Origin of the sequence: Oceanithermus desulfurans (genome assembly GCF_014201675.1) — a bacterium.
In the GTDB taxonomy this organism is placed as follows: domain Bacteria; phylum Deinococcota; class Deinococci; order Deinococcales; family Marinithermaceae; genus Oceanithermus; species Oceanithermus desulfurans.
Genome location: NZ_JACHEZ010000005.1, coordinates 72,714 through 94,577 on the forward strand (window position 1 = coordinate 72,714; position 21,864 = coordinate 94,577).

Annotated in this window: 19 protein-coding genes; 7 read left to right on the forward strand and 12 right to left on the reverse strand. The window is 71.1% G+C overall.

What is annotated here, in order from left to right; genetic code table 11:
• Window positions 1–10 precede the first annotated feature (10 nt).
• On the reverse strand, window positions 11–661 hold the full coding sequence (cmk, locus tag HNQ05_RS07500; protein WP_147144819.1) for a (d)CMP kinase: 651 nt from the start codon (window positions 659–661) through the stop codon (window positions 11–13).
• A gap of 58 nt (window positions 662–719) precedes the next feature.
• On the opposite strand from cmk, the gene lipB reads away from it, so the two are divergent.
• The 4 genes from lipB to HNQ05_RS07520 are packed head-to-tail and all read left to right on the forward strand — an operon-like array spanning window position 720 to window position 3,575.
• On the forward strand, window positions 720–1,379 hold the full coding sequence (gene lipB / locus HNQ05_RS07505) for a lipoyl(octanoyl) transferase LipB (RefSeq protein ID WP_147144820.1): 660 nt from the start codon (window positions 720–722) through the stop codon (window positions 1,377–1,379).
• A gap of 10 nt (window positions 1,380–1,389) precedes the next feature.
• Window positions 1,390–2,364 (forward strand): lipoyl synthase, encoded by a 975-nt coding sequence (lipA, locus tag HNQ05_RS07510; protein WP_147144821.1) that lies wholly within the window; start codon window positions 1,390–1,392, stop codon window positions 2,362–2,364.
• Window positions 2,357–2,683 (forward strand): DUF3054 domain-containing protein, encoded by a 327-nt coding sequence (locus HNQ05_RS07515; RefSeq protein WP_147144822.1) that lies wholly within the window; start codon window positions 2,357–2,359, stop codon window positions 2,681–2,683. The genes lipA and HNQ05_RS07515 overlap by 8 nt, the downstream gene beginning before the upstream one ends.
• Before the next feature lie 13 nt (window positions 2,684–2,696).
• Entirely contained in the window at window positions 2,697–3,575 is an 879-nt protein-coding gene (locus HNQ05_RS07520; RefSeq protein WP_147144823.1) for an NAD(P)-dependent oxidoreductase, read from the forward strand.
• Window positions 3,576–3,584: 9 nt separating this feature from the next.
• On the opposite strand, the gene HNQ05_RS07525 is transcribed toward HNQ05_RS07520, so the two are convergent.
• Window positions 3,585–5,705 carry a WD40/YVTN/BNR-like repeat-containing protein gene (locus tag HNQ05_RS07525; RefSeq protein ID WP_183677727.1) on the reverse strand — a complete coding sequence of 707 codons (2,121 nt, stop codon included), beginning with the start codon at window positions 5,703–5,705 and terminating at the stop codon, window positions 3,585–3,587.
• A gap of 166 nt (window positions 5,706–5,871) precedes the next feature.
• On the opposite strand from HNQ05_RS07525, the gene HNQ05_RS07530 reads away from it, so the two are divergent.
• A complete protein-coding gene (locus HNQ05_RS07530) occupies window positions 5,872–6,249 on the forward strand; it encodes a hypothetical protein (protein ID WP_013458395.1) in 378 nt (125 codons plus the stop codon).
• Window positions 6,250–6,324: 75 nt separating this feature from the next.
• Here HNQ05_RS07530 and HNQ05_RS07535 read toward each other — a convergent pair whose 3' ends face one another.
• The 6 genes from HNQ05_RS07535 to HNQ05_RS07560 are packed head-to-tail and all read right to left on the reverse strand — an operon-like array spanning window position 6,325 to window position 14,133.
• Complete coding sequence (locus HNQ05_RS07535; protein ID WP_147144825.1) at window positions 6,325–8,010, reverse strand: sugar phosphorylase; 1,686 nt, start codon at window positions 8,008–8,010, stop codon at window positions 6,325–6,327.
• Entirely contained in the window at window positions 7,998–9,266 is a 1,269-nt protein-coding gene (locus tag HNQ05_RS07540) for a glycosyltransferase family 4 protein (RefSeq protein WP_246104058.1), read from the reverse strand. The genes HNQ05_RS07535 and HNQ05_RS07540 overlap by 13 nt, the downstream gene beginning before the upstream one ends.
• Window position 9,267: 1 nt before the next feature.
• The gene (locus HNQ05_RS07545) at window positions 9,268–10,503 is read right to left on the reverse strand and encodes a carbohydrate ABC transporter permease (RefSeq protein WP_147144826.1); all 1,236 of its coding nucleotides are present in this window, start codon (window positions 10,501–10,503) and stop codon (window positions 9,268–9,270) included.
• 1 nt (window position 10,504) lies between these two features.
• Window positions 10,505–11,764: a carbohydrate ABC transporter permease gene (locus tag HNQ05_RS07550; protein WP_147144827.1), complete on the reverse strand. Its 1,260-nt coding sequence runs from the start codon at window positions 11,762–11,764 to the stop codon at window positions 10,505–10,507.
• A gap of 57 nt (window positions 11,765–11,821) precedes the next feature.
• Complete coding sequence (locus HNQ05_RS07555) at window positions 11,822–13,153, reverse strand: ABC transporter substrate-binding protein (protein WP_147144828.1); 1,332 nt, start codon at window positions 13,151–13,153, stop codon at window positions 11,822–11,824.
• Complete coding sequence (locus HNQ05_RS07560; protein ID WP_246104059.1) at window positions 13,150–14,133, reverse strand: LacI family DNA-binding transcriptional regulator; 984 nt, start codon at window positions 14,131–14,133, stop codon at window positions 13,150–13,152. Before HNQ05_RS07560 ends, HNQ05_RS07555 begins: the two co-directional genes overlap by 4 nt.
• Window positions 14,134–14,289: 156 nt before the next feature.
• On the opposite strand from HNQ05_RS07560, the gene HNQ05_RS07565 reads away from it, so the two are divergent.
• Together HNQ05_RS07565 and HNQ05_RS07570 are read left to right on the forward strand one after the other, a co-directional pair.
• A complete protein-coding gene (locus tag HNQ05_RS07565; RefSeq protein ID WP_147144830.1) occupies window positions 14,290–15,540 on the forward strand; it encodes a glycerate kinase type-2 family protein in 1,251 nt (416 codons plus the stop codon).
• Window positions 15,541–15,571: 31 nt separating this feature from the next.
• Window positions 15,572–16,324: a VOC family protein gene (locus tag HNQ05_RS07570; protein WP_147144831.1), complete on the forward strand. Its 753-nt coding sequence runs from the start codon at window positions 15,572–15,574 to the stop codon at window positions 16,322–16,324.
• 334 nt (window positions 16,325–16,658) lie between these two features.
• On the opposite strand, the gene HNQ05_RS07575 is transcribed toward HNQ05_RS07570, so the two are convergent.
• From HNQ05_RS07575 to HNQ05_RS07590, 4 genes are read right to left on the reverse strand one after another with little or no spacing between them, the layout of a single operon-like run.
• On the reverse strand, window positions 16,659–17,657 hold the full coding sequence (locus HNQ05_RS07575; protein WP_147144832.1) for a bifunctional oligoribonuclease/PAP phosphatase NrnA: 999 nt from the start codon (window positions 17,655–17,657) through the stop codon (window positions 16,659–16,661).
• A gap of 11 nt (window positions 17,658–17,668) precedes the next feature.
• Window positions 17,669–19,012 (reverse strand): 3-phosphoshikimate 1-carboxyvinyltransferase, encoded by a 1,344-nt coding sequence (gene aroA / locus HNQ05_RS07580; protein WP_147144833.1) that lies wholly within the window; start codon window positions 19,010–19,012, stop codon window positions 17,669–17,671.
• A gap of 6 nt (window positions 19,013–19,018) precedes the next feature.
• Window positions 19,019–19,942 carry a thiamine pyrophosphate-dependent enzyme gene (locus tag HNQ05_RS07585; protein WP_147144834.1) on the reverse strand — a complete coding sequence of 308 codons (924 nt, stop codon included), beginning with the start codon at window positions 19,940–19,942 and terminating at the stop codon, window positions 19,019–19,021.
• 8 nt (window positions 19,943–19,950) lie between these two features.
• The gene (locus HNQ05_RS07590) at window positions 19,951–21,819 is read right to left on the reverse strand and encodes a 2-oxoacid:acceptor oxidoreductase subunit alpha (protein ID WP_147144835.1); all 1,869 of its coding nucleotides are present in this window, start codon (window positions 21,817–21,819) and stop codon (window positions 19,951–19,953) included.
• Window positions 21,820–21,864: the final 45 nt, after the last annotated feature.

A 21,864-nucleotide genomic window follows, 5' to 3' on the forward strand; every position in this document is an offset into this window, starting at 1 on the left:
TGCAAGAAGCTCAGGCGTCCAGCCCGGCGGGGAGGAAGCGCATGATCGCCCCCACCACCTGGTCGAGGGTCAGCTCGCTGGTGTCGATCACCTGGGCGTCCTCGGCCGGCTTCGACTGTTTGGCGTCGCGTTCGTCGCGCAGCCGCAGCATCTTCTCGATCGCCGCCACGTCGTCGGCGCGCTCGCGAGCGCGGCGGCGGGCCCGCACCGCGGGGCTGGCCGTCAGGTAGAACTTGTAAGGCGCGTGAGGGAAGACGGCCGTACCCATGTCGCGTCCCTCGACCACGAAGGGCGGGGGCACTTCGCGCAGCCGCTCGTTCACGTAGGCACGCACGCGCGGGTGGCGGGCCACGGCGCTGACCACCGCGTCCACCTCGGCGGTGTGCAGGTGCGGGGTCAGGTCTTCACCGCCGGCCAGCACCCGGTTGCCGTGGGTGTTGGGCACCAGCCGGACCGGGTGCGCCTCGAGCAGCCTCAGGATGGCCGTTTCGTCGTCGGGGTCCACCCCGTGGCGCAGCACCTGGTAGGCGACGCCGCGGTAGAGCAGCCCGCTGGAAACGTAGGGCACCTCGAGCGCCTGGGCGATACGCCGGGCGACGCTCGACTTGCCCGAGGCCCCGGGACCGTCGATGGTGATGATCAGGGGGGGTTCGTTCTCCACCGCCTCCCACCTTAACCGAGCGCGCGCCGGTTTTGTCAACGCGCCGTAAACTGAAGGCGTGGACTTCGTGGTCGAGGACTGGGGACGCGTCCCCTACGGCGAGGCCTGGGCGCGGCAGAAGGCGCTGCACGCCCGGGTGGTGCGCGGGGAGCGGCCGCCCACGCTGGTGCTCACCGAACACCCCCGCACCGTCACCCTGGGGCGGGCGGCCAGCGGCGAGAACCTGCTCTTCGCCGAGTCCTGGTACCGCCGGCAGGGGTTCGAACTCTTCTGGGTCGAGCGCGGCGGCGACGTGACCTACCACGGCCCCGGGCAGCTCGTCGCCTACTCCATCTTCCCGGTGGCCCGGCGGGTGCGCGACTTTCTGCGGTTGCTCGAAGCCGTCGTCGTGGACGTGGCCGAAAGCTACGGCTTGGAGGCCTACGCCACCCCCGGCTACGCCGGCGTCTGGGTGGGCGAGGAGAAGCTGGCCGCCTTCGGCGTCGCCGTCAAGCAGGGGGTGGCGCTGCACGGGCTGGCGCTCAACGTGAACACGAACCTCGAGGACTTTCAGGTCATCGTCCCCTGCGGCATCCGGGACAAGGGCGTCACCAGCCTGCAGCGGCTCTTGGGCCGCGAGCTCGACATGGACGAGGTGAAGACCCGCCTCACGGCCGCCTTCCGGGCGCGCTTCGCCGACGTGAGCGCGCCTACGCTGGGCCTTTCGGGGCCGGGTTAAGCTGGGTGCGATGAAGAAGATCACCCTCACCGACCCCGTGACCGGCGAGACCCGGGAGGTGCCGGTCGTGGAGGGCGGCGTTCGAGTCGACCGTCCCGAGCCGGTGGACCGGCAGCGACCCAACTGGCTCAAGGCCCCGTTGCCCACGGGGGGCACCTACGCGCGGCTGAAGGGGTTGGTGCAGGAGCTGGAGCTGCACACCGTCTGCCAGGAGGCGCGCTGCCCCAACGTGGGCGAGTGCTGGGTGCACGGCACCGCGACGATCATGATCCTGGGTAAGGTCTGCACCCGCGCCTGCAAGTTCTGTGCGGTCTCCACGGGCAACCCTGCGGGTTGGGTGGACTCCCGCGAGCCCGGGCACGTCGCCCGCGCGGTGGCCGAGCTGGGCCTGGGGTACGTGGTGCTCACCAGCGTGGATCGCGACGACCTGCCCGACGGGGGTGCGGGGCAGTTCGCCGCGGTGATCCGCGCCATCAAGGAACGGAGCCCCGGCGTGCGCGTCGAGGCGCTGACCCCCGACTTCCAGGGGGACACCGCGGCGGTGCGTACCGTGCTGGAAAGCGGCCTCGACGTCTTCGCCCACAACCTGGAGACGGTGCGCCGGCTCACGCCGCGGGTGCGCGACCCCCGGGCTGGTTACGACCAGAGCCTGGCCGTGCTTGACTACGCCGGTCGCTACCTCCGCGAGCGCGGGCTCGAGGTGCTTACCAAGTCGAGCCTGATGGTCGGCCTCGGCGAGACCGACGAAGAGATCGCTGAAGCGATGGACGACCTGCGCGCCGCGGGGGTGAGCCTCCTCACGATCGGGCAGTACCTGCGGCCCACCCGCCACCACCTGCCGGTGGAGCGCTACGTGACGCCCGAAGAGTTCGAAGCCTACCGCCGGTTGGGCCTCGAAAAAGGCTTCGTCGAGGTCTTTTCGGGTCCGCTGGTACGCAGCAGCTACCGCGCCGAGCGGGTCTTCAAGGAGGCCCAGGGTGGCTAAGCGCGTCTGGGAGGCGGGCGTCTTCGTCCTCTTCGCCGTGGTGGGGGCGCTCAGCCACAGCCGCGGGGTGACGCTCCCGGGCGTGCTCGAGACCGCCGTGCCGCTGTGGCTGGCCTGGGTGCTGACCGCCCGCTGGCGCGACCCTTACGAGGGCCCGCTTGCGAACCTCTTCATCGTCTGGGTGCTGGCGTTGCCGCTCGGCGTCGTGCTGCGGTCGCTGCTCAAGGGGTCGCTGCCCACCCCGGAGCTGCTGCCCTTCCTGCTCGTCGCCATGGCCTTTACGCTACCGTTCATGGCGCTGGGGCGGCGCCTCGCCTAGCTATACTGAGGGCATGAAACCCAAAGTGGCGTTCCTGGGGCTCGGGGCCATGGGCTACCCCATGGCCTGCAATCTGCAACGCGCCGGTTTTCCCACGCTGGTCTGGAACCGTACGGCCAGCAAGGCCGAGGCCCACGCGAAGGCCTGCGGTACGACCGCCGCGAGCCTCGAGGCGGCGGCGATGGCCGACGTGATCTTCAGCTGCCTGCCCACCTCCGCCGAGGTGGCCGAGCTGGTGGCGCGGATGCGCCCGCACCTGCACTCGGGCAGCGTCTGGGTGGACTGCACCTCGGGCGATCCGGAGGCGAGCCGGCGCATCGCGCGCGAACTCGGCGAGCTGGGCGTCGCTTTTCTGGACGCCCCCGTTTCCGGGGGCACCACCGGGGCCGAGGAGGGCACGCTCACGGTGATGGTGGGCGGATCCGAGGAGACCTTCGAGCGCGTGCGCCCGGTGCTCGAGGCCGTGGGCCGCAAGATCGTGCACGTGGGGCCGGTGGGCGCCGGCCACGCCCTCAAAGCGGTCAACAACACGTTGCTGGCCGTCAACCTCTGGGCCGCGGGCGAGGGGCTGGCGGCGCTCGTCAAGCAGGGGGTGGACCCGAACGTGGCGCTCGCGGTCATCAACGCCTCGAGCGGCCGTTCCAACGCCACCGAGAACCTGATCCCCGAACGCGTCGTCACCCGCGCCTGGCCCAACACCTTCAAGCTCGGTCTCCTCACCAAGGACGTGGGGATCGGCATGAAGGTGCTCGACGGGGCCGACCTGCCGGCGCCGCTACTCCGCCTGACCTACGAGGTCTACCAGATGGCCAAGCGCGAGATCGGTCCCGACGCCGACCACGCCGAGGCCCTCAAGCTGATCGAGCGCTGGGCCGGAGTGGAGATCGCCTGAGCACCGCGGTCAGCGCAGCCCGCGGCGCGCGTAACCCAGACCGGGGCTCGCCACCCACAGCTCGGTGCCGGCGCGGTCGAAGGCCAGCCGGCGTGCGAAGGGCCAGGCCAGCCCCTCGTTGAACGCCTGCCAGGTGCGGCCGGCGTCGGTGCTGCGCAGCACGCCGCGCGAAGCCGGATCGTAGCCTCCGGAGTAGAAGGCGCTCGAGCTCGCAGCGTAGAGCACGCCCGCGTCGCGCGGATCGATGGCCACGTCCCAGAGGAAGTCGCCTGGCAGTATCCGGGTCCAGCTCGCCCCGCCGTCATTGCTGCGGTAGAGCCCGCGCCCCGGCCCGAAAACCGCGACGTAGACCCGGCCCACCGCGTTCGGATCGAACCGGATCGCCGCGACTCCGCGCCAACCGTTGTCGGTAAAGACCTCCGCGCCGTCGCCCGCGAACTCGGGCGGCCCTACCCGCTCCCTGCTCCCGGCCTCGCCTCCGCGGGTCGAGCGCCAGAGCCCCGCCTCGCCCCCGGCCAATACCTGTTCCCCGCGCACGGCGGTATAACGGCAGCCGCCACAGGCGAGGACCCGTGTCCAGCCCGCCCCGTCGTCGCGGCTGCGGTAGACGTCTCCGCCCGCGGTCACGAAGAGGGTGCGCCGGTCGGCCGGGCTCTCGGGATCGACGCTCAGGCCCGAGAGGATGGACCCCGGCAGACCGGCGTCGGCGGGCGACCAGCTCCTGCCGTAGTCGCGGCTTACCAGGAGGGTGTGCCGCGTGTCCAGCTCCTGGGCCTGGCCGATCCAGACCACCCCCGCGCGCTCGGGGTCGGCGGCGAGCGCCAGGCTGTTGCCGCCATGGCCCATCCAGCTACCGGTATGGGCGGGGTCGTTGCAGGAGCGGAAGCTCGCCCCGTGGTCGTCGCTCGCGAAGCAGCCCAGGTCGGCGAGGCCGAAGTAGACGTGGCGCCCGTCGGCGTCGAAGGCAAGCTCGAACGGCACGATGTTGTCCACTCCCCGCGAGCGCCAGCCCGAGCCCGCGGCCTCGGTGTGGAGGGGCCGGACGGTGGCCCCGCCGTCGCGGCCGCCCCAGACGAACTGTCCGTCGGCCCAGTAGATGCGGTCGGGATCGGCAGGATCCTGGAAAAGCGTCTTGGCGTCGCCGCCGGGGCTGGTGCCGTGGGCCAATCCAGGTCCGCTCCAGCCGGGGTCCCAGTCGTCGGGTCCGCCGAGGCGCACCCAGCTTGCCCCATCGTTGGAGGTGGCGAAGAATTCCTTGGTGTCGAGGTCGAAAACGCGTACGCGCCCCCCGCCCGGCAACACCAGCAGGTTCCTGGAGCCGAGGGCGTCCGAAACGCGGGTAAACCTCCAGCCGGCGGCGTCCGCGGTGGCGCGGTAGAGGTGGCCGCCGTTCGGGTCGTCCGCCACGCAGGCGTAACCCGGGTCCCAGACGTCGCCATAGGTGGTGAGGTAGAGGACGTCGGGGTCGTCGGGGTCGAGGGCAAAGTCGGCGATCTGCCCCAGTTCGGCACCCACCCGTGTCCAGCTCACGCCGCCGTCGGCGCTCGCGAAGAGGGCCGTCTCCCCACAGGCGAAGCGCCCTTCTCCGGCCAGCACGAAGACCCGCTCGGAGTCGCGGGGGTCGACCGCGAGCTCGAGCAGATGGAGTCCCGCGGGCAGGCCGGTCGCGGTCACCGGCCGCCAGCTCCGTCCCCGGTCGTCGCTGCGGTAAACGGTTCCCTCGGCCACGTCGTAGGCCGGATGGTGGGTGAGGTAGCCCACGTTGGGAGCGGAGGGAGCAAAGCGTACGTCGGTAACGTAACCGTCGGCGAGCACGCGCACGAACGTGGCCCCGCCGTCGGCGCTGCGGTAGAGCCCGTCTTCGGTGCCCAGGTAGAGAACGACGGGATCGTGCGTGTCGAAGCCCACCCCGCTCACGTGGGTCGTCGCGAGGCCTTGCGCGGAGCCGATCGGTCGCCAGCTCGCGCCCCCGTCGCGTGAGAGGTAGGCCCCCGAGAGGTCGCTGCCCGCCAGCACGAGGCCGCCGGGACCCGCCGCGATGGCGTGAAAGGCGCCGCCGCCCCCGGGGTTGACGCGCTCCCAGGAAGCGCCTCCCGCCACCGGATTGCACGCGGCGAGCCATGCGAGCACCGCGCACCCCAGCAATGTCCTTAGGATTCGGTCCATTTTGTTTCACCGTAGCACAACTCCGCCCAGCACGGAAGGCCGGACCGCACGAAGCCACGACGGGCCGCGGTCGTGATGTCCCCACGGCTTCTCACCCGTGGCGGTAGAATGGGTGCGGAGGAAAGCCACTATGAAGGTCTTTGCCTACACCATCCACAAGGACCCGGGCCCCAACGGCCCCAACATGGAACTTCACCAAACGCTCGACAACCTGGGCGGCAGCAAGCGCAAGACCGTCGAGTGGATGGTCGAGACCGACCTGGAGGCGCGCCCCGTCAAGAAAGAGCTGCTGAAACGCCTGGAAAACGGGGAGGCCCAGATCCTGGCGCTGGGGCACCTGCACCACCTGTTCGCTTCGCTCGAAGAGCTAAAGGCGTTCTACGACGAGATCATGGTCAAGCACGGCGTGGACCTGGTTTCCTGGGGGGCGGGCCTTGACACCCGCATCAAGCGGGGGCTGGGCAGCGAGCGTACGCTCGAAGAGTTCCTCATGCTCCTGCGCGGATGAGCGCGACCCGGAACGGTAAGGCGGCCTGCGGGCCGCCTTTTTAAGTCTGCGGGCCCGTTGCGGGGCCGCGAGCGGTCAGGTATCGCCGCGCGTGAGCCAGAGGTCGGCGTAGGGCTCGAGCACGAGGGTGGATGCTGCGGGCGCACTCGTGCGGGCGTCGCGCCAACCCTCTTCCAGCGCCAGCGGCTGGGGCGCGCCGGTGACGTTGACCGCCACCAGCACCCGTTCCTCGTCCGTGCCGCGCTCCACCGCGAAGACGCCGGCGCCCAGGTCGCGCACCCGCTGCGGGGCGGCGGGGTGGAAGGCGGGCCGTTCGGCGCGCAGGGCCAGCCGCGCCTTCAACCCATCCAGGATGCGGCGCGCGCGCGAGCCGGGGTCGGCGAGCCAGGCCTCCACCTCGGCCTCGCGGAACTTGCGGCGGTTGAGCTTGCGCTTCTCGCCGCTCTTCTCGTAGCCTTCGCGCCAGTTGGGGGTGCCGAAGAGGGCGTGCACGTAGACCGCGGGCAGGCCCGCGAGCGCCAGCATGATCGCGTGGCTGGCGAGCAGCCGCCGCACCCCCAGCGCCTCGGGGGTGCCGGGAGGGTTGAGGGCGTCGTACCAGGTGGTGTTGAGCTCGTAGGGGGCGGGGCCCGCGGGGGTGTCGCGGTAGCTGACTTCGCCCCCGTGGGCGAGGGTGCGCTCGACCAGGAAGGCCACCTCCTCGGGCGGCAAAATCCCCTCCACCGGCCGCAGGCCTACGCCGTCGTGGCTGGCCAGGAAGTTGAGGAAGGCCGCCTTGGGGCCGGGGAGCTCGAGCCCCGCGGCCCAGCGCGCCAGCACCCGGGCGTCGCCGCGGGCGAAGGTGTGGAGCACCAGCGGCGGCAGCGCGAAGTTGTAGACCAGCTGGGCCTCGTCCTCGCCGTTTCCGAAGTAGGCCACGTTCTCGGCGTGGGGCACGTTGGTCTCGGTGACGAGGGCCACCTCGGGCGCCGCGGCGTCGAGCGCGGTGCGGAAGAGCTTCACCACCTCGTGGGTCTGGGGCAGGTTCAGGCAGGTCGTTCCCGGCTCCTTCCAGACGAAGCCCACCGCGTCGAGGCGCAGCCGCCGCGCGCCGTGGGCGGCGTAGAAGAGCAGCAGGTCGAGCACTTCGAGCAGCACCTCGGGCTCGCGGTAGTTGAGGTCCACCTGGTCGGCCGAGAAGGTGGTCCAGACCTTCTTGCGGCCGCAGGCGGTAGCGAACGTGGTGAGCAGCCGGGTGGTGCGCGGGCGCACCACCCGGCTCAGGTCCCAGTCCTCCGGGGGCACGAGGAAGTAGCGGTGGTAGGGCTCTTCGCAGCGCAAAAAGCCCTGGAACCAGGCGCTTTCCGCCGAGGCGTGGTTGATCACCGCGTCGAGCATCAGCGCGTAGCGCTCCGCCAGCGCCCGCACGTGGTCCCAGCCGCCCAGGCGCGGGTCCACCGCGCGGTAGTCGATGACCGAGAAGCCGTCGTCGGACGAGTAGGGGTAGATGGGCAGCAGGTGCACGCCGCTAAACTCGGGCGCGAGCCAGCGATCCATGAAGCGCGCCAGCGTGGCCAGGGGGGCCTCGCCCTCGCGGGTGACCTGGTCGCCGTAAGTGATGAGCCAGGCCTCGGCGGGCGAGGTGGCGAGCGCCCGCGGCCCGCGGGCGAGCGCCGGGTGGGCACGGGCGAAACGTTCGATGCGCTCCGCGAAGACGGGCGCCCAGCGCTCCGCGGCCGCCGGTCCGTAGAGAAAGGCGAGGTGTTCGGTTAGGCGGGCCACCGGACCTCCTTCGCGCGCGCCTGCGCCTGCTCCAGCGCGGTGCGCGTCACCTTGCGCAGGGCGTCGTAGCCGAAGTGGCGGCGGGCCAGCGCGCGGTTGTGCTCCACTACGCTCTGGCGCAGTTCGGCGTCGTCGAGCAGCCGCGTCACCCCGGCGACCACCTCGGGGGTGATGCGGTCCTCCACCTCCACGAAGCGGAACCCCTTCGGGCGAATGTCGGCCAGGTAGACGGGGTAGCGCCCGATGAGCAGCGGCTTGTTCATCCAGACGGCCTCGAGCATGGCGTTGCCGAACCCCTCGTAGCGGCTCGGATAGGTCACGAAGTCGGCGTGCAGGTAGGCGTCCCAGAGGCTGTAGACCTTGTGCTGGCCGGCAAAGCGCCGGCGCGGGGCCACGTACTCGCTCGCGAAGCGCAGGTCCACCCGGCGTTCCGCGGCGTAGGTCTCGAGGCCGCGGCGGTAGTCCTGCCCCTCGTCGCCGGCGGCGTGGCTGACGAGCAGCACCGGGTCCCGGGCCGCCAGCTCCGCGGCCAGGTCCACGGCCAGCTCGATGCGCTTGCGCGGGATCACCCGCGTCGGCTGCAGCAAGAGCAGCTGCTCTGGGCGGATGCCCAGGGTCTCGCGGAAGTCGGCGTTGAAGGCGTCGAAGCCCGGCGGCGAACGGTCGTAGTCCATCACGTTGGGCAGCAGCAGCGAGTCGAGGCCGCGGCGCTCTTCGAGCTCCCGCTGCGCGATCGAGTTGATGGAGAGCTGGACGACGGCGTGGTCGGGGGGGAAGTAGCGGTCCAGCAGCGGGCGCACGTGGGTGCGGGCGAAGCGGGGGCGTTCCCAGGGGTAGTCGTGGTTGTGGCTCACCGCCGACAGGCGCCGGCGCTGCACCAGCCGCCACAGCGCCAGCGCCAGCGGCAGGTGCATGGGGATGGCCCAGGCGTTCTGCACCACCAGCAGCTCGGGGCGCAACTCCTCGAAGACCGGCTCGAGCCGCGCCGCGAGGCGCACCCCGGCCTCCTCGATCTCGCGGGTCAGCTGCGGGTCGTGCCCCTCACCGGCGAAGGCGCGCTCGGTGAAGGCGCGTACCTCCGGGCGGGCGAAGTGCATCTCGGGCACGAGCACCCCTTGTTCTTCGTCAGGGTCCAGCTCCCCCGCCAGGTACCAGACTTCATGCCCCGCCGCCCGCAGCACCTCGCGCATCTTGGCCGCCTCCAGGCTCACCCCGTCGGTCCCCGCCAGACGGGTGGACGCCATGACGACGCGCACCTTAGCCCTTCACCCCTCCCGCGGTCAGGCCGCCCACCAGGTACTTCTCGAACCAGAAGAAGAGGATCATGATGGGTACGGTAACAATCACCGCGCCCGCCATCAAGAACTGCCGCGGCACCTCCTGGCTGTTGAGCCCCACCATGCCGCGCGAGAGGGTGAAGAGCTCGGGGGTGTCGAGGAACATGAAGGCGAAGAGGAACTCGTTCCAGGCGATCATGAAGACGTAGAGCCCCACCGAGGCCAGCGCCGGCAGCGCCAGCGGCAGGGTGATGCGCCAGATCACCTCGAAGCGGCTGCAGCCGTCGATCAGCCCCGCCTCCTCGAGGCTCGCGGGGATGGTCTCGAAGTAGCTGCGCAGCATGTAGAGGGCCACGGGCAGCGTCTGCGCCAGGTAGACGATGATCAACCCGATGAGGTTGTCGCGCAGGCCCAGCTGGGTGAAGATCGTGTAGAGCGGGATGGCGAGCACGATCGCGGGGAACATGTAGGTGAGCAGGATGGCCCGCTCCATGACCGCGCGCCCGCGAAACTCGAGCCGCGCCACCGCGTAGGCCCCCAGCACCGCCAGCGCCAGGGTGATGAACATCGTGCTGACCGAGACGAAGGCGGTGTTGCCGATGTAGCGCAGGAACTTGAAGGTGACGAGCACCTCGCGGTAGCCCACGAGCATCTTCTTCAGGCCGGGCCAGAAGCCCTCCGAGAAGACGTGCAGCGGCAGCCCCAGGTTGGCGGGGTCGGCCAGGAACTCGGCGCGGGGCTTGAGCGAGGCCGCGACCATCGCCCAGAAGGGGAAGACGACCATGAAGACGAAGACCAGGAAGGCCGCGCCGCGGAGCAGGCGCAAGCCGACCAGCTCCCAGGCCTCGCTGTCGGGTCGCTCGAGCCGCACCTCGCGCAGCCCGTAGCCCGTGGCCAGTCCGGCGAAACCGCCGGCGACCAGCGGGGCGAGCAGGTTCCAGAAGGGCGCCAGACCCAGCCGGTAGGGGTCGCCGCCCGCGGCCAGCGCCCAGACGAGGCCCAGCCCAAGGCCGGCGAGGACCATGGGCGGCGGCCGCAGCCGCTCGCGGCGCGCCAGCGCCCAGGCCAGCGCCCCCAGCAGCAGGCCGCCGGCGAGGGCGGCGTCCAGCGGCAGGACCGTCTTGAGCCCGCCCCAGAGGACGAGCAGCAGCGAGACGCTGCCCAGGCTGGCGAGCGCCGAGGCCAGCCCGACGAGGAGGGTCAGCACGAGCGCCACGTCACACCTCCCCCTTGGGCGCATAGCGGAAGTAGACGACCAGGAAGAGCGCCAGGATGGCGAAGAGGATCACCGCCTGGGCGGCGCCCTGCCCCAGGTTGGCCCGGGCGAAGGCGAAGTCGTAGACCTTGATGGTGATCGTTTCGGTACCCGCCGCGCCGCCGGTGAGCAGGAAGATGTCGTCGAACTTGTTGAACGTCCAGATGAAGCGCAGCAGGAAGAGGGTGGCGAGGATGCCCACCACCTGCGGCAGGGTGACGAAGCGGAAGCTGGCCCAGATGCCCGCGCCGTCCACCCGCGCCGCCTCGTAGAGTTCGCCGGGGATGGCCTGCAGCCTGGCCAGGATGAAGAGGAAGGCGAAGGGGAAGTAGCGCCACCCCTCGAAGAGGATGACCATGGTGAGCGCCAGCGGCAGCTGCACCGTCAGGCCGAAGAACTGCACCGGCCAGTACCTTTGCGATAGGAAGGGGATCGGGTCGTGTACGAACCCGTACTTTAATAAGAGGGCGTTGATGGTGCCGGCGAAGGGGTCGAGCAGGAAGACCCAGGTGAAGGCCACGGCGATCACCGGAGCCACATAGGGGAAAAGGAAGAGGCCGCGCAGCACCTGGCGGCCCGCGAAGGGCGGCGAGAGCAGCTGGGCGGCGAAGAGGCCCAGCAGGATCGAGAGCAGGGTGCCGAAGATCGTGTAGGCCAGCGTCACCTTCAGCATCGGCCAGAAGTCGGGGTCGGTGAGGACGACGCGGAAGTTTTCGAGGGTGAAGGGTCGTGCCAGGATGGGGTTGGGCGCCTTGCTCTCCACCACGGGACGGGTGTCGCGGGGGTAGGGTGCGCCGGCTGCGAAGTAGGCGGGGCCGGCGGTGAAGCGGAGCGTCAGGTTGACGGTCTGCTTGGGCTCGAGCCCCTGGGGCAGCTCGCAAACGATCTTCGCGGTCTGCAAGCGGCAGGCCTGGGGCAGCTCGGTGGGGGTGAGGCCCGGGGGCAGCGCGTCCTCGATGCGCGCCCAGGTGATGGGATTGTCGGTGCGGTTCTGAACGCGGTAGCGCACCACCAGCGCCTCGCCGGGCGCTTGTGGCCGGCTCCGCACCGACTCGCGCACCGCAGGCCGCGGGGGCCGCAGGTCGCCCAGCTGGATGGGCTTGAAGGCGATCCAGAAGTTGGCGATGACCGGCAGGATGACGATGGCGATGACGATGCTGAACGTCGGCAGCAGCATCCAAAACGCCAGCCGGGCTTCCCGCGCCTTGAGACCTCGTTGCATGGCGCCTCCCGGAGTAGGCCGGGGCCGGGGCGAAGGCCCCGGCCCCAGGGTGAGCGGCTACTTGAGTGCTTCGACGGCTTTCTGCATCTCCGCGGCCGCCTGTTCGGCGGTCAGCTCGCCGTCCAGGTAGCGGCGCACGATCTTGGGGATCGTCTTCTCGCCGTAGAGCTTGCTGACCAGCTCGCCGTAACCGGCACGGAAGCCCCAGCGGTCGGCGACGTCGAGGCCTTCGAGGATCGTCTTGATGACCTCGGGCGGGTAGATGTCACCCAGCGGGCGCTTGCGGTCCACGCCCACGGGCAGCTTGGCCCAGCCGTTCACGAACTTCTGCGGGTCGTCCGGGGTGCCGCGGCGCACCGGGAACTTGCCTTCCGGCGCGACCGAGAGCCACTCGAGGTAGCCGTCGGTGAGCAGGAACTTGACGAACTTCTTGGCGTTGGCGGTGTCGGCGTCCACGGTGATGCCCATGTAGCTGATCTGGGCGTAGCTGGCGCCGCTGGGGTTGTCGGGGCCGGCCAGCTTGGCCAGGAAGCCGGTGCGCTTGGCCAGCTCGTCCGAGGTCGGGTTGCCGAAGGCCGTCACCGGGACCGAGTCGCGCAGGCCCGCCAGCTCGTCGAGGATGAAGGGCGACCAGACAATCTGCAGCGCCTTGCCTGCCAGGTAGAGCTCACGCGACTGCTTCCAGTAGAGGTTGCCCGGGGGCGAGGCCTCGGCGAGCTTCTTGTAGAACTGCAGGGTGTGCACCATCGCCGGGGTGTTCAGGGTGATGTTCCCGTTCGCGTCCACCAGGCGCACCCCGTTGGCCAGGGCGATGTGCTCGAAGACCTGCTGGAAGTAGGTCTGGCTGGGGTCGGTGGCGACCACGAAGCCGTACATCTCGGGCGGGTTGTGGAAGGCTTCGATACCGCCCAGCACCGCCGCGAAGGTCTTGGGCGGGTAGAGGCTCTTCTGCTTGAAGAGGTCCTTGCGGTAGACGATCAGCTGGGTCCAGCCGTCGGTCGGCACCGCGGTGTAGCTGCCCTCGTAACTGGCCAGCTCGAGCGCCCCCTTGGCGAAGGTGTTCTCACCGAGCTCGCGGATCACCTCGGTGGCCGCCTCGGTGTCGAGGATGCCCTGGGCGGCCCAGCCCACGGTGTAGTCGAGCGGGTGGAAGATCACGTCGGGCAGCTGCCCGGCGGCGAAGGCTGCGGTAATGCGCTCGGATAGCTGGTTTTCCTCGACGGGCACGACCTCGACCTTGATCCCGGTCTTGGCGGTGAATTCGGCGGCGATCTGCCGCTGCACCTCCATGCGCTTGGGCTGGTTCTCCGTCGTCCACCAGACCAAGCTCTGCGCGAGGCCAAAGCTTCCCAGCGCCAATGCGAACAGCACCATCCAGACTTTTCTCATAGCCCACCTCCGTATTCCATTACCGACGCGCGAGGTACCAGCTCGCACGACAGCACCACGTTTTCGGGGCGCTCGCCCCGGGTGACGGCCAGCGCCGCGCGCGCGGCGGCCTGGCCCAGCTGCTGCGCCGGCTGGCGCAGCGTCGAAAGCGGCGGATCCAGGTAGGCGCCGAACTCGAGCCCGTCGAAGCCGACGACGCTCACGTCGGCGCCCACCCGCAGCCCCGCTTCGCGGAAGGCGCGGTAGGCGCCCAGCGCCATGCGGTCGCTGGCGACGAAGACGGCCGAGAAGCCGCCCTGCCCGATCAGCGCCTTCGCGGCGCGGTAACCGCCGGCCTCGGTGAAGCCGCCGTCCTCCACCGGACCGGGGGCGAGGCCGTGGGCCGCCAGCGCCCGTCGCCAGCCGGCGAGGCGTTCGCGGCCGGCGCGGCGGGGGCCGGAGATGTGGGCGATGCGTTCGTGGCCGTGCTCGATCAGGTAGCGCGTCGCCCGCTCGGCGGCCGACTCGTTGTCGATCGTGACCATGGGCGCGGCCAGCTCCGCGCCCTCGCGCTCGACGAGCACCAGCGCGGGCAGCTCGCCCTGCATCGCCGCCAGCGCCTGGGGCCCCAGGCCCGAGCCGATGAGGACGAGCGCTTCGACGTCGCGGGCGGAGAGGTCGCGCAGCACCTGCCCTTCGCGGCCGGGGTCGCGCTCCGAGCTCTCGACCAGGTAGGTGTAGCCCGCCTGGGTGAGCTCGAGCCCGATGCCGCGGAGCATGCGGCCGTAGAGCGGGCCGGTGGCGTCGGGAATGACCACGCCGATGGCGCGGCTCTTGCCGGTCGCCAGCACCCGCGCCGCGGGGCTGGGGGAGAAGCCCAGGCGGCCCGCGACCTGCAGCACCCGCTCGCGGGTGGAGGGGGCGACGCGACCGCCGTTGAGGGCCCGCGAAACCGTGGCCACGGAGACCCCGGCCGCGTCCGCCACCTCGTAGATCGTCACCCTTCTCCGCAAAGCGTTTTCTCCTTCCTCATCGCAATGTAAGCGGTTACATAAGCACAGCGTAAGAACAAGGCTGCCGTTGATGTAAGCGTTTACACGTCTATACTTAAGCTAGTCGCCCTGCATGCGGCTTGTCAAGGGTATACCGGAGGATCGATGCGCAACCTGTTGGAAACCTCGTTTCGTACGGCCCTCGAGGCCACCGATCCGGCGCGCCGGGTGGCCGCGGAGGCGGGCCGGCTCGACCCGCCGCCCACCGCGGTGCTGGCCGTGGGCAAGGCGGCCGGTCCGATGCTCGCGGGGCTCGAGCGCGCCGGGTTGCGCCTGCCCGGCTTCGGCGTCACCCGCTACGGCCACGGGGTGCCGCTCGAGCACTACGAGCTGCTGGAGGCGGGGCATCCCGTACCCGACGACGCGAGCGTGCGGGCCGCCGAGCGAGCGCTGGAGCTGGCGCGGTCGCTGGATCCCGATGACCACCTGCTCGTCCTCGTCTCCGGAGGGGGCAGCGCGCTGTGGTGCGCCCCCTGGGGGCTCGAACTCGAGGAGCTGCAACGGCTGAACCGCGCCCTCCTGGCCTCGGGGGCGACCATCGCGGAGATCAACGCCGTGCGCAAGCACCTCTCGCGCATCAAGGGCGGACGGCTGGCCCAGGCCACCCGCTCCCGGGTAACCGCCTGGCTCGTCTCCGACGTCCCCGGCGACGACGTCAGCACCATCGCCTCGGGGCCCACGGCGCCCGACCCCACGACCTTCGCAGATGCCCTGGCGGTGCTCGAGCGCTACCGCATCGAAGCCCCCGCCGCCCGCGCCCACCTGGAGCGCGGCGCCGCCGGCGAGCTGCTCGAGACCCCCAAGCCCGGCGACCCCCTCTTCGCCCGCGTGACCAACCGCATCCTGCTCGCGAACGCCGACCTGCTGCGCGCCGTGGCCGACTTCTGGACGGGGGAGGGCTGGCGGGTGCACGTCCTCTCCGACCGCTTCGAAGGGGAGGCGCGCGAGCTGGCGCGTTTCCACGCGGCCCTCGTCGGGTCGGCCCGGGCGCACGGCTTTCCCGACCGCCCCCCCTTCGTGCTCGCGAGCGGCGGCGAGGCATCGGTGACCGTGCGCGGAACCGGCCGGGGAGGCCGCAACCAGGCCTTTCTGGCTTGGCTGGCCCACTTCCTGGGACCGGAAGGCGCCTGGGCGCTGGCCGCCGACAGCGACGGCATCGACGGGAACAGCAACGCCGCCGGCGCGGTGCTGCGCCCCGACACCCTCGCCCGGGCCGCGGAGCTCGACCTCGACCTGCGCGCCCACCTCAGCCGCGATGACAGCCACGGCTTCTTCGACGCCCTGGGCGACCTCGTCGTCACCGGCCCCACCCACAACAACCTCAACGACCTGCGCGTCCTCGTCGTTGGCGCTTAACCCCGCGACGCGGGCCCTGGAGGTGGCCGGTATGCAAGTCGGGTTTACCTGGCACGAGCTGTTCGCGCCGCAGCCGGAAGCGGCCGTCGCGTTCCTCGCCGGGGTGTGCGGCGGCACCGTGGCCCGGGCGCCCCTGGAGACGCCCGGCGGAGGGCCGTTCCTCCTGCTGATCCAGGAGCGCCGGCCGGTGCTGGGGGTGATGCAGCCGCCCGGGCCGGGCTTGCCTTCCTGGTGGGACGGCTACGTGGCTGTACCCGACCTCGACGCCGTCCTCGAACGGGCGTCCGCCCTGGGAGCGCGCATCGTCTTCGACGCCCCCATGGCGGCCGAGGGCTGGGGGCGGTTCAGCTTCCTGATCGATCCCCAGGGGGCCGGGTTGGGCGTCATCCAGCCGTCTGCGAACGCGGCGATCGGCGACCCCAACCCCGGCGTCGGCTGGCAGAAGCTGGCCGTGGACGACCCCGAGGCGGCGCTGGCGTTCTACGGCGCGCTCTTCGACTGGCGCGAGGTCGGGCGGCTGGAGCTGCCCGCAGGCCCCTGCCTCCTCCTCGGCTACGGTTCCGAGCGCACGGGCCGCCTCGCCATCGTTCGCCGCGGCGAGGGGGAGGCGACAGGCTGGCGCTACTATCTGCACGTCGGGCGCCTCGAGCCCGCGCTGGCGGCCGTGCGAGAACGCGGCGCCGCAATCGTCACGGGGCCTCATCAGGTACCGGGCGGAGGGTTCGCGGCCGTCGGCGTCGACCCCCAGGGTGTGGGTTTCGCGCTGCACGCACCCCGGCGTTAGCTGCGTCGTCTCGCCACACGGTCCACGCGACCCCGTTACCGCGTACCTCCCGCGTCACCCTCCGTAAGCTGGGGTCAAGGACCGGGACGGGGGCGCTGTTCCGGGCGCGGAGGTGGGGAAGGGCCGGGGGTGGGTTCGAGGGTTTTTGGAAATCCTCTCACGGTTTGTGGCTCGGGGTTGGTGGTTGCCTCGTTGCGGGTAGCCGCCTTACGCCGTTCCCGCCTCCCACGCCCCGGAAGCTATCCACCATGCACTACGTACTACGCACCACGTACTCCCATCACGCACCGACCCGCAGCGGCTTCGGTAAACCACGTCTTGAGAGGCCGCACAGCTAGCCCAGGAACCCTGCGCGTTTCAGCTCTTTTTCCACCGCCGCCAGCACCCGCGGGTAGGCCTCCTCGAGCGAAACCCCCTCCAGGGTCGCGCCCGCGGCGGGCACGTGGCCGCCGCCCCCCAGCTCGACGGCGATGTTCTGGGCGCTCACGCCGGCGCGGCTGCGGATCGAGACCTTGGTGGCCCCTTCGCGCTCCTTGAGGAAGACGGCCACGTAGCTGCCCTCGGCGTAGCGGATCACGCCCACGAAGTCGTCGGAGTCCTCCTCGGTGCTGCCGGCCTCTTCGGTCATCTTGCGGGTGACGTGGGCGCTGACGGCCAGGCCGTCGAAGTGGAACTGCACCGTCGAGAGGACCATGCCCATCAGCTTGAAGTACTGCGGCGGCCGCCACTGCAGCCGGTCGGTCAGCTCGGCCAGCTTGACGCCGTGGCCCACCAGCTCGGCGGCGGTTTCGAGCACCTCCGGCGTGGTGTTGCCGAAGCGGAAGTTGCCGGTGTCGGTGATCAGTCCGGTGAGCACCGGCGTGGCGATTTCCTCGGTCCACTCGACCTCGAGGGCGTCGATCAGGTCCTTGACCATCTGGGCCGCAGCGGCCTTGGTGGGGTCCACGATGTGGATCTGGCCGAAGCGGCTGTTGGAGCCGTGGTGGTCGATGTTGATCACGAAGCCCTCGACCGGGGCGCCCACGGCCCTGTGGCGGTCGCCGGAGTCGAGGACGACCAGGACGGCGTCTTCGGGCAGCTCGTCGACCGGTTCGTGGTATTCGTCCTCGTGGGGTAGGAAGCGCAAAAACCGCGGCGGCTCGACGATCCACCAGACCTCCTTGCCCAGCTGCCGCAGGGCTCGAGCCAGGCCCAGGGTGCTGCCCACGGCGTCGCCGTCGGGGTCCTCGTGGGCGATGATCACGACGGTGGCGTCGGTGGCGCGCAGCACGTCGGCCACCAGGCGCATCTTCTCCCAGTAATGGGGTTCGGGTTGGTTGTTGATGGTCTCCATGACCTTCCAGCTTACAACGCTTCCACGTGAAAACCGAGGCGTTCCAGGTAGTCCCAGTAGCGGGGAAAGGTCTTGGAGGTGGTGCCGGGGTTGGCGATCTCGAGGCCGGGGGCGGCGAGCGCCAGCAGCGAGAGTGCCATGGCGATGCGGTGGTCGTCGTGGGGGTCGAGCCGGGCCGGGCGTGGGCGGCCGGGCCAGACGGTGAGGCCGTCCTCGCGTTCTTCGGTGCGGAGACCCAGGCGCCCCAGCTCGCGCGCCATCACAGCGATGCGGTCGGACTCGTGGTGGCGCACGTGGGCCACCTCGGTGATCGTCACCGGGGCGTCGGCCAGAACCGCGAGCGCGGCCAGGGTGGGGGTCTGGTCGCTCATCGCCTTCAGGCTCACCTCGAAGCCGCCGCGCAGCTTTTGGGGCCCGCACACGGTGGTGCGGGTGGGCGCGACCTCGACCCGCGCCCCCATGCGCTCGAGCACGTACACGAAGCCCAGGTCGGGCTGCAGGGTGGCCGAGCCGATGTTGGTCACCGTCACCTCACCGCCGCTGGCTGCGGCCAGGGCGAAGAAGTAGGCGGCGCTCGAGGCGTCGGCCTCCAGCTCCAGGGCCTGCCCCCGGTAGCGGCCGGGCCGGACGTGGATCGCGCTCAGGCCGGCGTCGGCCTCCGCCTCGGCGCCGAAGGCCCGCATCATCGCCAGGGTGATCTGCACGTAGGCCGGTTGCACCATCCCGCCGGCCACCCGCACGGTCACCGGCCCGCGGGCGTAGGGCGCGGCCAGCAGCACCCCGCTGGTGAACTGGCTGGAGACGTGGCCGGGAATCGTCACCTCGCCGCCGGCAAGCCCGGAGCCGTGGACGACGAGCGGAAAGCGCCCCTCCTCGCCGGCGTAGTCCACCTGGCCGCCCAGGGCGCGCAGGGCGTCAACCAGCGGGGCGATGGGGCGCTGGCTCATCCGTCGGCTGGCGCGCACCCGCCAGCGCCCCTCGGGCGCGACGGCCAGCGCCGGCGGCAGGAAGCGGCCCAGGGTTCCGGCCGCGCCCACGTAGACCTCGGCCTCGCGTACGGGCCAGCGGCCGCCGCCGCCGCGGATGCGGGCGGTCTCGCCCGCCACCTCCACCTCGAGCCCCAACGTGCGCAGCGCCGCCAGCGCCCACCAGGCGTCGTCGCTCTTCAGGATGCCCGAGAGCTCGGAAACGCCCTCGGCCAGGCCCGCCAGCACGATAGCCCGGTTGGTCACGCTCTTGGAGCCGGGTACGGCCAGTTCGGCGCGCACCGGTCCCGCCGGCGGCGCGAGCCGCACCGCGGCCACGCCGGTGTAGGCGCTCCAGGGGCTGCGGGCTTCCAGGTCGGCCTCGCTCATGGCCTCTTATTCTGCCACGCGGTGGCCGCGCATCAAGGCGCGCGCGCGTTCGGCCTCGCCCCCCGGGCCCCGGGTGGCCGGCGCGGTCCTTGGGTAACCGGGCAGGAAGCCGCCCAGGCGCTCTTCGAAGCTGGGCAGCTCGGCCTGCCAGAAGACCCCGGTGGGGATGCGCTCGCCCCATTCGGTCGCCTTCAGGGTGAAACGGGCCATGCGCTCCGAGCGCTCCTCGTCGCTCATCTGCCGGGGGACGCGCGGGTCGTAGCCCTCGGCGTTGACGTCGTAGACGCGCGGCGCGAACCACTCGCGGGTGTGCAGGTTGTTGTAGGTGGGGCAGGGCTGCAGGACGTCGATCATCGCCAGCCCCCGGTGTTCGAGGCCCCGCTGGATCAGCCGCGCCAGGTTCTTCACGTCGTAGGCGTAGCCGCGGGCGATGAAGGTGAAGCCCGCGGCGAAGGCCAGCATCAGCGGGTTGACCTTGCTCTGGATGTTGGGCCGGGCCAGGCTCTTGGGCTGGGCCCCCAGCTCGAGCGTCGGCGAGGCCTGCCCCTTGGTCATCCCGTAGACCTCGTTGTTGAAGATCAGGTAGAGCAGGTCGGGGTTGCGCCGGCCGGCCCCCACGAAGTGGCCGGCGCCGATGCCCATGCCGTCGCCGTCGCCGGCCATGGCAATCACCGTCAGCTCGGGGTGGGCCAGCTTGACCCCCTGGGCCACCGGCAGCGGCCGGCCGTGCAGGGTGTGGATGCCGTAGCTGGCGGCGTAGTGCACCGTCTTAGCCGAGCAGCCGATGCCGCTCACCATCACCGCGCGGCTGGGCTCGATGCCCAGCTTGTAAAGCGCCGTCTGCAGGGCGCTGAGGATGCCGTAGTCGCCGCAGCCCGGGCACCAGTCCGGGGCCAGGTCCGACTTGTAGTCCGCGAGTTTGAGCTCCATGCTTCCTCCTAGATGCCGCCGCGGAGCACCAGCCGCTCCCCGGCGTTTCCGGACAGCACCGTCTCGAAGGCGGCGCGCACTTCTTCGAGGGTCATCGGCCGGCCGTTGTACTTGACGATCAGGTGGTCGGGTCTGCGGCCCGTTTCCTGCGCCAGCAGGCGGGCGAACTGCCCCGACTGGTTGTACTCGAGCACCACCAGCCGCCTGCCCGCAAGCAGCTCGTCCAGGTCGGGGAAGGGGAGCAGGAAGCGCACCTGTACGTAGCCCAGGTCCAGCCCTTCCATCGCCTCCAGCGCCACCCCTTCGGTCGACCCCCAGCCGAGCACCAGGGTTTCGGCCTCGGGGTTGTGGGTCCGGTACATGGCCCCCGGTCCCAGCCACTTTGCGAGCGCGGCCAGCTTGGCGGCGCGTTTTTCCATCATCGCCTCGCGCAGCTCGGGGTCTTCGGTGATGTGGCCCACCTCGTCGTGCTCGTCGGAGGTGATCCAGTAGCCCGCGCCCTCCGTGCCCACCGGGATGCGCGGCGAGACGCCCCCCTCGGCCGCGAGCGAAAAGCGCGGGAAGACGCCCTCGGCCTGCGGGGGTGCGAGGCCGGGGTCGACCTCCACCGCGCCGACGTCGAAGGGCTCGACCGTGCGTGTGGTCGAGGCCAGGTACTTGTCCATCAGGTGCACCACCGGCAGCTGGAAGCGGGCGGCCAGGTTCATGGCCAGCGCCGCGTCCGCGAAGGCGTCCTCCACGCTCGCGCTCGCCAGCACCGCCCGCGGGTAGTCGCCGTGGCCGGCGCCCAGGGCGAAGCGCAGGTCGCCCTGCTCGGTCCGCGTCGGCAGGCCGGTGCTGGGCCCGCCGCGCTGGTAGAGGCTGACGACCAGCGGCGTCTCGGTGATGCCGGCGAAACCCAGGGCCTCGGCCATCAGCGCGAAGCCGGGGCCGCTGGTGGTCAGCGCTGCCCGTGCGCCCGCCATCGAGGCGCCGATGGCCATGTTGACCGCCGCCAGCTCGTCTTCCACCTGGACGACGACCACGCCCGCCTCGGGGTGGGCTTCCAGGTAGAAGGGCTCGTCGGTGGCCGGGGTGATGGGGTAGTAGCTCATGAAGCCCAGCCCGGCCGCCACCTTGCCCATCGCCGAGGCGTGGGAGCCGTTGACGTAGAGGCGTTCTCCCGGTGCGCCTACGGGTTTCAGCCCCGCGCCCGCGAGCGGCTCCACCCGCCGGTAGACCTCGGCGGCCACCTTGCGGTTAAGCTCGGCCACCTTGGGCTTGGCGGCGAACTGGGCGGCCGTCGCCGCGTCCAAAAGCTCCAGCGGGTAGCCGAGCAGCGCCAGCGAGGCGGCCACGGCGACGGTGTTGAGCGTCTTCTTGGCGGTGAGGGCGTCGGCGCCCACGGCCTCGCCCACCTCGCGCGCCAGGGGCGCGAGCGCCAGCGGCACCAGCCGCACGCCGGCCTCGCGAAAGCGTTCGACCGCTTTCTCGACCTGCGGGTCGCCGCCGCCCAGCGCCCGCGAAATTCGCTCGTAGGCCGCGCCGTCGAGCATGGCCAGCTTGGATAGCGGCCGCCGCGCGGCGTCCGGGTCGTAGACGAGCACGCCGCCGGGCTTCACCTCGCCCAGGTGCCGCACCAGCGTTTCGGCGTCGAGCGCGGCCAGCAGGTCCACCCGCTCGAAGAAGGCCCGGGTGGGTCTTCGCGCCGCGCGCACGTCGAGGTAGCTGTGCCGCCCCATGATGTTCGAGTGGTACTCGCGGCGGGCGCTCACCCACCAGCCGCCCCGGGCCAGCGCCCGGGCGAAGAGGGTGGCGGCGGTCTCGATGCCGCCGCCCTGGGGACCGCCCACCCGCCAGGTGAAGTCGTCCAGTGCGGGACGTTCCATACCGCTCATCTTAAGTCGAACCACGCCCCGGGAAAGGGGCGTGAGTACCGGTGG

Bases quoted from the DNA above. Each gene is read 5' to 3' on its own strand.
- lipA (WP_147144821.1), top strand. From the start codon at position 1,390: ATGAAGAAGATCACCCTCACCGACCCCGTGACCGGCGAGACCCGGGAG.
- HNQ05_RS07520 (WP_147144823.1), top strand. From the start codon at position 2,697: ATGAAACCCAAAGTGGCGTTCCTGGGGCTCGGGGCCATGGGCTACCCC.
- HNQ05_RS07530 (WP_013458395.1), top strand. From the start codon at position 5,872: ATGAAGGTCTTTGCCTACACCATCCACAAGGACCCGGGCCCCAACGGC.
- HNQ05_RS07550 (WP_147144827.1), bottom strand. From the start codon at position 11,764: ATGCAACGAGGTCTCAAGGCGCGGGAAGCCCGGCTGGCGTTTTGGATG.
- HNQ05_RS07555 (WP_147144828.1), bottom strand. From the start codon at position 13,153: ATGAGAAAAGTCTGGATGGTGCTGTTCGCATTGGCGCTGGGAAGCTTT.
- HNQ05_RS07565 (WP_147144830.1), top strand. From the start codon at position 14,290: ATGCGCAACCTGTTGGAAACCTCGTTTCGTACGGCCCTCGAGGCCACC.
- HNQ05_RS07570 (WP_147144831.1), top strand. From the start codon at position 15,572: ATGCAAGTCGGGTTTACCTGGCACGAGCTGTTCGCGCCGCAGCCGGAA.
- HNQ05_RS07575 (WP_147144832.1), bottom strand. From the start codon at position 17,657: ATGGAGACCATCAACAACCAACCCGAACCCCATTACTGGGAGAAGATG.
- aroA (WP_147144833.1), bottom strand. From the start codon at position 19,012: ATGAGCGAGGCCGACCTGGAAGCCCGCAGCCCCTGGAGCGCCTACACC.
- HNQ05_RS07585 (WP_147144834.1), bottom strand. From the start codon at position 19,942: ATGGAGCTCAAACTCGCGGACTACAAGTCGGACCTGGCCCCGGACTGG.
- HNQ05_RS07590 (WP_147144835.1), bottom strand. From the start codon at position 21,819: ATGAGCGGTATGGAACGTCCCGCACTGGACGACTTCACCTGGCGGGTG.